Consider the following 12,485-nt stretch of genomic DNA (forward strand, 5'->3'; position numbering starts at 1 on the left):
ACCCCTTATTTACCTGCATATTCCCTTATGACAATTGCTACCGTTTCGCGCAAAACGGCGTGGCTGCGGGTCGTCACTCTCGCCGTCGCCGCCTTTATTTTTAACACCACCGAATTTGTGCCCGTCGGCCTGCTGTCCGACATTGCGCAAAGCTTTGGCATGGAAACCGCGCAGGTCGGGATCATGCTGACTATCTACGCCTGGGTGGTGGCCCTGATGTCGCTGCCCTTTATGCTGATGACCAGCCAGGTTGAACGTCGCCGCCTGCTGATTAGCATTTTCCTGCTGTTTATTGCCAGCCACGTGCTGTCGTTCCTCGCCTGGAACTTTACCGTGCTGGTCATCAGCCGCATTGGGATTGCTTTCGCCCACGCCATTTTCTGGTCGATTACCGCTTCCCTGGCCATTCGTATGGCTCCGGCGGGCAAAAAAGCGCAGGCGTTAAGCCTGCTCGCCACCGGCACGGCGCTGGCAATGGTGCTGGGCTTGCCGATCGGGCGTATCGTCGGGCAATATTTCGGCTGGCGTACCACCTTCTTCGTCATTGGCGTCGTGGCGTCCATCACGCTGTTTTGCCTGATGAAACTGCTGCCCAAACTGCCGAGCGAGCATTCTGGCTCGCTGTCGAGCGTGCCCAAACTGTTCCGCCGCCCGGCGCTGGTCAATATCTATGCCTTAATCGCGGTGGTGGTCACCGCGCATTACACCGCCTACAGCTATATCGAACCTTTCGTCCAGCAAATTGCCGGGCTTAGCGCTAACTTTGCCACCCTGCTTTTACTGCTGTTTGGCGGCGCGGGCATCATCGGCAGCGTGCTGTTTGGCAAATGGGGGAATAAATACGCTTCGGGGCTGGTGTCCGGCGCGATTGCGCTGATGGCCGCTTGCCTGGTCCTTCTGTTGCCCGCCGCGCAAAGCGAACTCACCCTTGCCGGGCTCAGCCTGTTCTGGGGCATTTCAATTATGATCGTGGCCCTGGGGATGCAGGTTAAAGTCCTGGCCCTGGCGCCGGATGCCACCGACGTGGCGATGTCGCTGTTCTCCGGGATCTTTAATATCGGCATTGGCGCGGGCGCGCTGGTGGGGAACCAGGTCAGCCTGCATATTTCCATGTCAGATATCGGCTTTATCGGCGCGATTCCGGCGCTTATCGCGCTGGTCTGGTCCATTCTGGTGTTCCGCCGCTGGCCGGTGGCGCTGGAAGAGCGGCCCCAGCCTACGCAGTAACAAAAATGCCCTCATCACGAGGGCATTTTTTTCCATCACGCTCAAATCAGGCGGGATAAGTTTTAATAATTTCCAGCACGCCGTTAATAATAAACTGCACGCCCATACATACCAGCAGGAAGCCCATCAGGCGGGAAATCGCTTCAATGCCGCTTTTACCCACCAGACGCATAATCGCACCGGAGCTTCGCAGGCTGGCCCAAAGAATCACGCCCACGGCCAGGAAAATCAGCGGTGGCGCAACGGTAATGACCCAGCTCGGGAAGTCAGAGCCCGCCCGCACCGTAGACGCGGAGCTGATAATCATCGCGATGGTGCCCGGCCCTGCCGTGCTCGGCATCGCCAGCGGCACAAAAGCGATATTGGCTTCCGGCTCTTCGCTTAACTCTTCCGACTTGCTTCTCGCCTCCGGGGATTCATGTGCTTTCTGCTGCGGGAACAGCATACGGAAGCCGATAAAGGCGACGATCAAGCCCCCGGCAATACGCAGCCCGGGAATCGAAATCCCGAAGGTGTTCATCACCACCTGCCCGGCGTAATACGCCACCATCATGATGGCGAACACATTCACCGAAGCTATGAGCGCCGTGCGATTGCGCTGCCGGCTGTTCATGTCCCCGGAAAGCCCAAGGAACAGTGCCACGGTGGTGAGCGGGTTCGCCAGCGGCAGCAGTACCACAAGGCCAAGGCCGATAGCCCTGAGTAAATCCATCATATTTTTATCCTTTTTTTGTCCTTTATTGAACAGCTATAGCGCAGGTTAGACTATAGCAGCCCGCAGTTTACTGACCGCTGTTGAAGCGTTTTAGCTTTTCGTGGCATCGGCTGAATCATCACGTTGACTTATACTTGCCTCGGCAATAGTATCTGCCGTGACTAATCTACTTGCCTGGGCAAACATAGTGAAAAGCACCTGTGATCTGTTTAACGAAATGATCCCCCTCGGGCGATTGATCCACATGGTGAATCAGCATAAAGATCGCCTGTTAAACGATTCGCTCTCCCCGCTGGATATCACCGCGACCCAGTTTAAGGTGCTGTGCTCCATTCACTATGAAGTGTGTATTACCCCAGTCGAGCTGAAAAAAGTGCTTTCCGTTGACCTCGGTGCGTTAACCCGAATGCTGGACCGCCTGCTGTGCAAAGGCTGGGTCGAGCGTTTGCCGAACCCCAACGATAAGCGCGGCGTTCTGATCAGGCTGACGCCGGAAGGCGTGGCGCTGTGTGAAGAATGCCGAAACCTGGTGGGGCTTAGCCTCCATAAAGAACTCACTAAAAACCTTACGGACGACGAAGTCGATACGCTTTATCGCCTGTTGAAAAAGGTATTGCCGTAAACCTGCAAAGAGGTGAAACGATGTCCAGACGCAACAATGATGCGGTCACAATTCAAAGCATTTTGGGGTGGATTGAAGAGAACCTGGAAACCCCGCTCTCGCTGGAGAAGGTTTCTCAGCGCTCAGGCTACTCCAAGTGGCATCTGCAGCGGATGTTTAAAAAAGAAACCGGCCACTCAATGGGCCAGTACATCCGCAACCGTAAGCTGACCGAAATCGCCCTGAAGCTTAAAGAGAGCAACGAACCGATCCTTTATCTGGCCGAGCGCTACGGTTTTGAATCGCAGCAGACGTTAACCCGCACCTTCAAGAACTACTTCTCGGTGCCGCCGCACAAGTACCGCGTAACCCGTCTCGCTGGCGAAGGCAAGTATCTGCACCCGTACAACCAGTATTGCAGTTTGTGTAACTAACGCATCACCGTCCGATTTACAGACGTAACCGAGGAAATATGAAAGTCATCTCCGCAGCCGCGCTCCTTCTGGCGCTGGCATCAACCAACGCTCTTGCGGAGCAGTCCGGCAGCTTCAACGCCACCCAGGCCAACTACGGCAACATGATCACCTGCTCCGGCAGTCAACTGTCTAAAGGCCCGCAGCAAACGGCAGCTGAACGTTCAGAAGAGCTGGGCTCCCCGTACTACCACGGTCATTCACGTTCGTAAGATAAAGGCTGACCCGCCCGATGCTGGGCGGGTGCCGCGAATATCAGGATGAGGCCCGCTTCACCGACCGGCCAAAACGCAGACCAAAAACGTTGATATACAGCCCGCCCATAATCAGCATCGCGCCCAGCAACTGCATTACCGTCAGCTTTTCACCGAGCAGCAACGCCGCGCTGGCCATACCCACCACAGGCACCAGCAGCGACAGTGGAGCTACGCGCCAGGTTTCATAGCGCCCCAGCAGCGTGCCCCAGATCCCGTAGCCCACAATGGTAGAGATAAACGCCAGGTAGATCAGCGACAGAATGGTCGTTGTATCGATGTTCACCAGGCTTTGCCGCATCGTTGCCGGGCCATCCAGCAGCCAGCTTGCCGCAAAAAACGGCAGCACCGGGATCAGCGCACTCCAGACAATCAGCGACATGATCGCCGGGCGCTGTTCATGCTGCATGATCATCTTGTTAAAGATATTGCCGAACGCCCAGCTCATGCCCGCCGCCAGCGTCAGCATAAAGCCGAGCAGCGCGACGTGCTGGCCTTCGAAACTGCCCTTAATCAGCACCAGCACGCCGAAGACCGCCAGGGTGATCCCGGCCAGCTGCTTAGCCTGCAGCCGCTCGCCAAAGAAAAACGTTCCCAGAATAATGGTGAAAAACGCCTGAGACTGCAGCACCAGTGAAGCCAGCCCGGCGGGCATGCCAAACTTGATCGCGGTAAACAGGAAGGCAAACTGCCCGAAGCTGATGGTCAGCGCATAGCCCGCCAGCAGCCGGAACGGCAGCTTTGGCCGGGCCACAAACAGCAGCGCCGGAAACGCCACCAGCAAAAAGCGCAGCCCCGCCAGCATCAGCGGCGGCATATTGTGCAGCCCCAGCTTAATCACCACAAAATTCACGCCCCAAATCACCACCACCAGCAATGCCAGCAATCCATCTTTACGCGTCATTGTCCCGCCCTGTATTTATTATCGATTTGTAAAAAAATAAACCTTATCCCCCTGAGTAAATAGATACAGATCCCACTTTTTGTCAGGAGTACAGATGTGATGTATCGTGCTTATGTCAGACTTGGTTGCTATACCAGGCTGATTTTTCGTGATAAATCTTTCTTGTTCTCTTACCTCACGATGACTAAACAGGCCGCCATGACCGCCCTCAGAAATCTGTTTGCAGGCAAACAACTTGCAACAACTGTGTTACTTATTTCTTCGCTGCTGCTGACTATCGGGCGAGGTCTGACGCTGCCATTTATGACCATTTATCTTTCGCGCGAATACCAGATGGCGCTGACGGATATCGGCCTGGCGATTACCGTCGCACTGGTGGCCGGGGTGATCTTCAGCCTGTGGTTTGGCATCCTTGCGGATAAATTTGATAAGAAAAAAGCGATGCTGCTGGCTATCGTCATCTTCCTCGGCGGTTTTGCGGTTATCCCGCTGGTGCACAACGCCGGGCTGGTGGTGCTGTTTTACTCGATTATCAACTGCTCTTACACCGTGTTCTCCGTGGTGGTGAAAGCCTGGTTTTCCGAAACGCTGGACATCAGCCTGAAGCCCAAAATCTTCTCCCTCAACTACACCTTCGTCAACGTTGGCTGGACGGTTGGCCCGCCGATAGGCACCTTCGTGGTGATGTACAGCACCAATCTGCCGTTCTGGCTCTCCGCCATGACCGCTTTGCTGCCGATTCTGATGATTGCCCGTTACGTACAAAGCCAGCCGGTGAGCAGCCGCGCTACGGAAGTGGAAGACAAGGTGCTGCCGTCGCCGCGTATGATGCTGCGCGACAAACAGCTGATGTGGTTCACGACCTCGGCATTTTTAGGCTCGATGGTTTACGGCGCGTTCGCCGGCTGCCTGTCGCAATATGCGATTGTTATCGGCGATACCGGGCTGGCGGAAAAGGTGGTCAGCGTCGTGCTGTCGGTCAACGCCATTGTGGTTGTCGTTTTCCAGTACTTCCTGGGTAAAAACATTCGTCCCGATAACATCAAAAAGATGATGTTCTACGGCACGCTATTTTTCGTCTGCGGCCTCGGCGGCTTTATGATTTCTGGCACTAATCTGTGGCTGTGGGGCTTGTCTTCGCTGGTGTTTACCATTGGGGAGCTGATCTACGCGCCCGGGGAATACATGCTTGTCGACAACATCGCGCCGTCGGGGCTGAAATCAAGCTACTTTGCCGCCCAGCAGCTCGGCTGGCTTGGTGGAGCCTGCAACCCGCTGGTCACCGGGCTGTTATTGAGCTGGCTGCCGCCTTACATGCTGTTCGTGGTACTGATGGCGACAATTGTACTGGCTTACTACGCCATCGTGATCGGCATGAATACGCCGCCCCGCCAGCCCATAACGGCCTGACGAGGCGCTCGTGATTACACGTCTTTTTCGTATTTGATAAAGCCGGATTTCTTCGCCACTTTGTCATACAGCGTCTGCGCAGTGGCGTTGGTTTCATGGGTATGCCAGTACAGGCGCGAACTGCTGTTGGCTGCAGCATGCTGGCGTACCGCTTCAATTAGCGCCCGACCAACGCCTTTGCCCCTCGCCTGCGGCGTCGCAAACAGATCTTCCAGGTAGCAGTAGTTGGTTGCTGACCAGGTACTGCGGTGATAGAGAAAGTGAGTGAAACCAAGCATAGTGCCCTGGTCGTCAAAAGCCCCGAATCCCCACAGCGGCTCCTGCGCATCCAGCATACGTTCCCAGGTCAAATCGGTGACACTGTCACTGATTTGGGCATCATAAAAGGTCAGATAGCCCTGCCAGAGCGCCTGCCACTGCGCCCGGTCGCCCGCCGTTAGCAGGCGGACATTCACCTGCCGAGCGGGTTCACTTTTCTGGCGGCTAAGTGCGTCGCGAATAGCCGCCAACCCAACACGCTGTTCGCCGTGAGGCATATTGTCCGCGGCAAGCCAGCGTTCAAACGCGCTTTTCACCAGCGGCCACTCGCCATCGGTGATAGAGAACCACGCCGTATCGCGGGTACGCCCTTTGTAGATGCCCATCTGGCGGAACACACCTTCAAAACGGAAGCCCAGACGCAGCGCCGCGCGGCGAGATGGCCCGTTCAGGCTGTCGCACTTCCACTCATAGCGGCGGTAGCCCAGCGTTTCAAACGCATACTTCATCAGCAAAAAGTGGGCTTCCGTGGCCAGAGCGGTACGCTGCAGCAACGGCGAAAACACCACAAAGCCGACTTCAATACTGCCGTTCGCAGGGTCAAGGCGCATCAGCGACAGCGTGCCCAGCGCCTGGCCGCTGGCGGTATCCACCACGGCAAAATGAAAAGGATCGGCGCTTGTTTCTGCCCCGGCAATGTACTGCATAAAGTCGGCTTCGGTATCGAACGGTCCAACGCTGAGATAAGTCCAGCCTCGCGCATCTTCAGCCTGCCCCCAGGCCTGCCAAAGCTGCGCCCCGTGCCGAGCCGCACTTAATGGCTCGAGGCGGCAAAACTGTCCGTTTAACGTGACGCGTTCCGGCAGCGGGCGGCGCTGCCAGTCAGGAAGAGATAAGCCAATCGGCTGTTGGAAACTGTTGACGGTAAAAGACATGCTAACCTCTGGAATTCGATGGTGAATGTCGAAAACTATAGGCGCACAGAGGTTCAGCCAAAAGTACCACAATCGGTATTTTTTGGCAGACCACTTATATCGCCACCAGCCCCCGGACGCCTTCCTGTTCCATGGCGCTGCCGTGCCCGCGCTGGACTATCTCCCCGCGCGACATCACCAGATACTGGTCCGCAAGCTCTGCGGCAAAATCGTAAAACTGTTCCACCAGCAGAATTGCCATATCCCCACGCCCGGCGAGGTGGCGAATCACCTGGCCGATCTCTTTGATGATCGACGGCTGGATCCCTTCCGTCGGTTCATCCAGAATCAGCAGCTGTGGCTTACAGGCCAGGGCGCGGCCAATCGCCAGCTGTTGCTGCTGCCCGCCGGAGAGATCGCCGCCCCGTCTGAGCTTCATCTCTTTTAGTACCGGAAAGAGCTGGTAAATCTCGTCCGGGACGGCCTTTGCCTCGCGCCCGGAAAAGCGCGACAGCCCCATCAGCAGGTTTTCTTCCACCGTCAGCCGCGGAAAGATTTCCCGCCCCTGCGGCACGTAGGCAATACCTGCCTGAACACGCTGGTGTGGTTTGCGCTGGGTGATGGTTTTCCCCTGCCAGCTAACGCTGCCGCCTTTCACCGGCACCAGCCCCATCAGGCTTTTCAGCAGCGTGGTTTTCCCCACGCCGTTACGCCCGAGCAGGCAGGTCACTTCCCCCACGCGTACCTCAAAACTGACGCCGCGCAGAATATGGCTGCCGCCGTAATACTGGTTAAGCTCATTCACCTGCAGCATATTTGCTCCTTAACGGCCAAGGTAGACCTCAATAACCTGCTCATTCGCCTGCACTTCGCGCAGGGAACCTTCCGCCAGCACCTGCCCCTGATGCAGCACGGTAACGTGGTCGGCAATGGTTTCCACAAAACCCATATCGTGCTCAACCACCATCAGCGAATGTTTCCCCGCCAGGCTGCGAAACAGCTCCGCCGTGTATTCGGTTTCGGCGTCGGTCATGCCCGCCGCAGGCTCGTCCAGCAGCAGCAAATGCGGCTCCTGGACCAGTAACATGCCGATTTCGAGGAACTGCTTTTGCCCGTGGGACAACAGCCCGGCCCGGCGATGGCGCTCCCCGGTCAGCCGCAGCGTCACCAGCATGTCATCAATGCGGTCGCGCTGTTCGCCGCTGAGTTTTGCCCGCAGGCTTGCCCATACCGACTTCTCGTTTTTCTGGGCGATCTCCAGGTTCTCGAAGACCGTCAGCGCCTCGAATACCGTGGGCTTTTGAAATTTACGGCCAATGCCCCGCCGGGCGATTTCAATGGGTTCCAGCCGCATCAGGTCGATGGACTGATCGTAAAAGGCCTTGCCGCTTTGGGGTTTGGTCTTGCCGGTGATCACGTCCATCAGCGTGGTTTTTCCTGCACCGTTCGGCCCAATCACGCAGCGCAGCTCCCCCACGCCGATGTTCAGCGACAGGTTGGTTAACGCCTGAAACCCATCGAAGTTAACGTTGATATTTTCCAGCGCCAGCACCGGGTCGGTCTGTTCGCGAAAGCGATCCGTGGCGTACTGGCGGGTAAACAGAGATTCAGCAGGCTGCATCATTTCTCTCCTTTGCGCAGCAGGCCAATCACCCCGCGCGGTAAAAACAGCGTCACCAGAATAAAAATCAGGCCAAGGAACAGCTGCCAGTACTCCGGCACCGCCATGGTGAAGTAGCTTTTCGCCCCGTTCACCAGCCCCGCGCCCAGCACCGGGCCAATCAGCGTGCCGCGCCCGCCCAGCGCCACCCAGATAGCGGCCTCAATAGAGTTGGTCGGCGACATTTCGCCCGGGTTAATGATGCCCACCTGCGGCACGTACAGCGCCCCGGCCAAGCCGCACAGCACCGCAGAAAGCGTCCACACCAGCAGCTTGAAGCCCCGGGGATCATACCCGCAGTACGTCAGGCGGTTTTCCGCATCGCGCACCGCCGTCAGAATGCGACCAAACTTGCTGCGCGCCAGCCAGAAGCCGAGGCCAATGCTCGCCACTAAAAGCAGCACGGTAGCGATAAACAGCCCGATACGCGTCCCGACCGCTGTAACGGGCATCCCCAGCAGAGTGGTGAAGCCGGTAAACCCGTTATTGCCGCCAAAGCCGGTTTCATTGCGGAAAAACAGCAGCATCCCCGCATAGGTCAACGCCTGCGTCATGATCGAGAAGTACACGCCCTTAATCTTTGAGCGAAAGGCGAAATAGCCGAACACAAACGCCAGCAGCCCCGGGGCCGCCATCGCCAGCAGCAGCGCCCAGGCGAAGTACTGTGTGCCGGACCAGTACCACGGCAGCTCGTTCCAGGAGAGAAACGACATAAAGCCGGGCAGCCCGTCACCGGCGGCCTGGCGCATCAGGTACATGCCCATGGCGTAGCCGCCGAGAGCGAAAAACAGACCGTGCCCGAGGGAAAGCAACCCGGCATAGCCCCAGACCAGATCCAGTGCCACCGCGACGATGGCATAACAAAGGATTTTGCCGATCAGCGTCAGGGTGTAGGTCGACAGGCTGAACGGATTACTGGCAGGCAACAGCGCCAGAAACGGCAGCGTCAGCAGCAAAACCACCAGCAGCATCCCCAACACCAAAGTCAGGCGCGGGGCTTTACGTCCGAGCGTTAAAGTCAGCGGCATACTCATCAGTCAATGACCCTCCCTTTGAGCGCAAACAGCCCCTGTGGCCGCTTCTGAATGAACAGTACAATCAGCACCAGAATCAAAATTTTGCCCAGCACCGCGCCGATTTGCGGTTCGAGGATCTTGTTGAAGATGCCCAACCCGAACGCCGCCGCCACGCTCCCGGCAAGCTGCCCGACGCCGCCCAGCACCACCACCAGGAAGGAGTCGATGATATAGCCCTGGCCGAGCTCGGGGCCGACGTTACCCAGCTGAGAAAGCGCCACGCCCCCCAACCCGGCAATGCCGGAGCCAAGCCCGAACGCGAGCATATCCACGCGCCCGGTCGAAACACCGCAGCAGGCCGCCATCGCGCGGTTTTGCGTCACGGCTCGCACGTTCATGCCCAGCCGCGTTTTATTCAGCAGCAGCCAGGTAAACAGCAGCACCAGTAGCACAAAGCCCAGCACCACCAGGCGGTTCCACGGTAGGATCAGGTTCGGCAGCACCTGCAGCCCACCGGACAGCCAGGCCGGGTTAGCCACTTCCACGTTCTGCGCCCCAAACAGCATGCGCACGATCTGAATCAGCATCAGGCTGATACCCCATGTCGCCAGCAGCGTTTCCAGCGGGCGGCCATACAAATGGCGGATAATCGTGCGTTCAAGCGCCATGCCAATCCCGGCGGTGATCGCAAAAGCCACCGGCAGCGCAACCAGGGGATAAAGCGCCAGCCATGCCGGGGCAAACTGCTGGAAAGCAGCCTGAACGCCCCACGCCGAGTACGCGCCCAGCATCAGCATTTCGCCGTGCGCCATATTGATCACGCCCAGCAGGCCATAGGTGATCGCCAGCCCCAGCGCGGCCAGCAGCAAAATCGACCCCAGAGAAAGCCCCATAAACGCCTGGCCGAGAATATCCCCCAGCATCTGCCGGCGTTCGATTTGATGCAGCCCGTCAGCGGCGGCCTGGCGCACGCTGGCATCCGTCTCTGCGCCAGCATCGGTTAAAGGTTTGAGTAACGCTTCGGTATCCGGGTCGCTGGACTTGCCGAGCAGCTTAACCGCCTCCAGGCGCACGGCGGCCTGCGGGCTGGCTAGCTCAAGGCGGGCGGCGGCCAGCGTCAGCGCATCACGTACGCTTTGCTCTTTTTCTGCGCTCATCCGCTTCTGTAAAACGGGCAGCAGCTCCGGCGGCGCCTCTTTCTGCAAAGCTTTCGCGGCGTTTAAACGAGCGGTGACGTTGTCACTTATCAATTGATGGCTGGCCAGCGCTCCGGCGACCAAAACGCGCAGCCGGTTGGTCAGTCGGAGTTTTTTGGTTTCGCCCTGCGGTTGGGCTTCGTCGCCCAACGGCGTCAGCACGGCTCCGGTCTGGTTGAAAGCCGAATGCCCGTCGGTGACCAGCGTTTCCTGCTGCAGCGCATTGAGCAGCGGTAAACGAGCGGGATCGGGCGCCAGCGTCCAGCTTTGCAGCAGGTCAGCCTGCGCCGTGCGGTTTGCCGCCGCAAACGTTTCTGCATCCCCGGCGGCGGCTAGTCCCGGCAATATTGCGGCCACAACCAGCAGCAGCCGGGCCAGTGTTGCTAATGTCATGGCGTTCTCCTGAATGGTTTTACCCTGATGCCCCTCGGCCAGCCCCTCACCCTAACCCTTTCCCCAAAGGGGAGAGGGAATAAAAGATTTCCCCAGCTCCTTTTCAGAGAGGGCTTTCCCTCTTTCTCCCTCTCCCTTCCAGGGAGAGGGCCGGGGTGAGGGTTAATGCGCCGAAGGTCGAACATCAGTTGCTGGCAGTCTTCACCGGCAGATCCGATTTCTTATCATTCCCGGGAATAAACGGGCTCCACGGCTGGGCGCGCACCGGCTTATCCGTCTGCCACACCACGTTGAACTGGCCGTTGCTTTCGATCTCGCCGATCATCACCGGCTTGTGCAGATGGTGGTTGGTGGCGTCCATCGTCAGGGTAAAACCGGACGGCGCTTTAAAGGTCTGTCCGGCCATCGCCGCGCGGACTTTATCCACGTCAGTCGTCCCCGCTTTCTCTACGGCCTGCGCCCACATATGAATGCCGACGTAAGTCGCTTCCATCGGATCGTTAGTGACCACGGTATTGGCGTTCGGCAGGTTGTGGGCTTTGGCGTAGGCCTTCCACTCGCTGACAAACTGTTTGTTGGTCGGGTTATCGACGGACTCGAAGTAGTTCCAGGCCGCGAGGTTACCCACCAGCGGTTTAGTGTCGATGCCGCGCAGCTCTTCCTCACCCACGGAGAAAGCCACCACCGGCACGTCGGTCGCCTTCAGGCCCTGGTTCGCCAGCTCTTTGTAGAACGGTACGTTGGAGTCGCCGTTGATGGTGGAGATCACCGCCGTTTTACCGCCAGCGGAGAATTTTTTGATATTGGCCACGATGGTCTGGTAGTCGCTATGGCCAAACGGCGTGTAGACCTCTTCGATATCTTTGTCCTGGATGCCCTTAGAGTGCAGGAAGGCGCGCAGGATCTTGTTGGTAGTGCGCGGATAAACGTAGTCCGTGCCCAGCAGGAAGAAGCGTTTAGCCGCCCCGCCGTCTTCGCTCATCAGGTATTCCACCGCCGGGATCGCCTGCTGGTTAGGTGCCGCCCCTGTATAAAACACGTTCGGCGACATCTCTTCCCCTTCGTACTGCACAGGGTAGAACAGCAGGCCGTTCAACTCCTCAAAGACCGGCAGCACGGATTTACGCGACACGGACGTCCAGCAGCCAAAAACCACGGCCACTTTGTCCTGGCTCAGCAACTGGCGGGCTTTTTCAGCGAACAGCGGCCAGTTAGACGCCGGATCAACCACCACCGGCTCAAGTTTTTTCCCCAGCACGCCGCCCTTCGCATTAATGTCGTCGATGGTCATTAACGCCACGTCTTTCAGCGGCGTTTCTGAGATAGCCATGGTGCCCGACAGCGAGTGCATGATCCCGACTTTGATGGTGTCCGCCGCCTGGGCGGCGAAGGCCCACCCGAAGCTGACAAACGAAGCGGAAAGCGCGAAAGCTTTAACAAAGGTACGACGTTGCATAAGTCTGA

13 protein-coding genes are annotated in these 12,485 nt (G+C 57.9%); 5 read left to right on the forward strand and 8 right to left on the reverse strand.

Features of this window, described 5'->3' with window-relative positions; translation table 11 throughout:
- The first annotated feature begins 27 nt into the window (after positions 1-27).
- Positions 28-1,227, forward strand: a complete 1,200-nt coding sequence (locus tag A936_RS14365) for a sugar transporter (protein ID WP_008459027.1) — start codon at positions 28-30, stop codon at positions 1,225-1,227.
- Positions 1,228-1,273: 46 nt separating this feature from the next.
- On the opposite strand, the gene A936_RS14370 is transcribed toward A936_RS14365, so the two are convergent.
- The gene (locus A936_RS14370) at positions 1,274-1,942 is read right to left on the reverse strand and encodes a MarC family NAAT transporter (protein ID WP_008459029.1); all 669 of its coding nucleotides are present in this window, start codon (positions 1,940-1,942) and stop codon (positions 1,274-1,276) included.
- 187 nt (positions 1,943-2,129) lie between these two features.
- Here A936_RS14370 and marR point away from each other — a divergent pair, with 187 nt between their 5' ends.
- From marR to marB, 3 genes are read left to right on the forward strand one after another with little or no spacing between them, the layout of a single operon-like run.
- Positions 2,130-2,564, forward strand: a complete 435-nt coding sequence (gene marR, locus A936_RS14375; RefSeq protein ID WP_008459031.1) for a multiple antibiotic resistance transcriptional regulator MarR — start codon at positions 2,130-2,132, stop codon at positions 2,562-2,564.
- A gap of 20 nt (positions 2,565-2,584) precedes the next feature.
- The gene (marA, locus tag A936_RS14380; protein ID WP_008459033.1) at positions 2,585-2,977 is read left to right on the forward strand and encodes an MDR efflux pump AcrAB transcriptional activator MarA; all 393 of its coding nucleotides are present in this window, start codon (positions 2,585-2,587) and stop codon (positions 2,975-2,977) included.
- Positions 2,978-3,015: 38 nt separating this feature from the next.
- Complete coding sequence (gene marB / locus A936_RS14385) at positions 3,016-3,228, forward strand: multiple antibiotic resistance regulatory protein MarB (RefSeq protein ID WP_008459034.1); 213 nt, start codon at positions 3,016-3,018, stop codon at positions 3,226-3,228.
- A 43-nt stretch (positions 3,229-3,271) separates the two neighbouring features.
- On the opposite strand, the gene eamA is transcribed toward marB, so the two are convergent.
- Entirely contained in the window at positions 3,272-4,174 is a 903-nt protein-coding gene (gene eamA, locus A936_RS14390; RefSeq protein WP_008459035.1) for an O-acetylserine/cysteine exporter, read from the reverse strand.
- A gap of 198 nt (positions 4,175-4,372) precedes the next feature.
- Between eamA and A936_RS14395 the strand changes: the two genes are divergently transcribed.
- Entirely contained in the window at positions 4,373-5,584 is a 1,212-nt protein-coding gene (locus tag A936_RS14395; RefSeq protein WP_157141421.1) for an MFS transporter, read from the forward strand.
- Between the two features lie 14 nt (positions 5,585-5,598).
- Here A936_RS14395 and A936_RS24085 read toward each other — a convergent pair whose 3' ends face one another.
- From A936_RS24085 to urtA, 6 genes are all read right to left on the reverse strand, one after another.
- Positions 5,599-6,777, reverse strand: a complete 1,179-nt coding sequence (locus A936_RS24085) for a GNAT family N-acetyltransferase (protein ID WP_008459039.1) — start codon at positions 6,775-6,777, stop codon at positions 5,599-5,601.
- A 94-nt stretch (positions 6,778-6,871) separates the two neighbouring features.
- A complete protein-coding gene (gene urtE / locus A936_RS14405; protein WP_008459042.1) occupies positions 6,872-7,570 on the reverse strand; it encodes an urea ABC transporter ATP-binding subunit UrtE in 699 nt (232 codons plus the stop codon).
- Between the two features lie 9 nt (positions 7,571-7,579).
- Positions 7,580-8,377, reverse strand: a complete 798-nt coding sequence (gene urtD, locus A936_RS14410; protein WP_008459044.1) for an urea ABC transporter ATP-binding protein UrtD — start codon at positions 8,375-8,377, stop codon at positions 7,580-7,582.
- Entirely contained in the window at positions 8,377-9,450 is a 1,074-nt protein-coding gene (gene urtC, locus A936_RS14415; protein ID WP_008459046.1) for an urea ABC transporter permease subunit UrtC, read from the reverse strand. The genes urtD and urtC overlap by 1 nt, the downstream gene beginning before the upstream one ends.
- The gene (gene urtB, locus A936_RS14420; RefSeq protein ID WP_008459048.1) at positions 9,450-11,021 is read right to left on the reverse strand and encodes an urea ABC transporter permease subunit UrtB; all 1,572 of its coding nucleotides are present in this window, start codon (positions 11,019-11,021) and stop codon (positions 9,450-9,452) included. The genes urtC and urtB overlap by 1 nt, the downstream gene beginning before the upstream one ends.
- A gap of 184 nt (positions 11,022-11,205) precedes the next feature.
- Complete coding sequence (gene urtA, locus A936_RS14425; protein ID WP_008459049.1) at positions 11,206-12,477, reverse strand: urea ABC transporter substrate-binding protein; 1,272 nt, start codon at positions 12,475-12,477, stop codon at positions 11,206-11,208.
- Positions 12,478-12,485: the final 8 nt, after the last annotated feature.

It is taken from the genome of Enterobacter sp. Ag1, from assembly GCA_000277545.1.
In the GTDB taxonomy this organism is placed as follows: domain Bacteria; phylum Pseudomonadota; class Gammaproteobacteria; order Enterobacterales; family Enterobacteriaceae; genus Cedecea.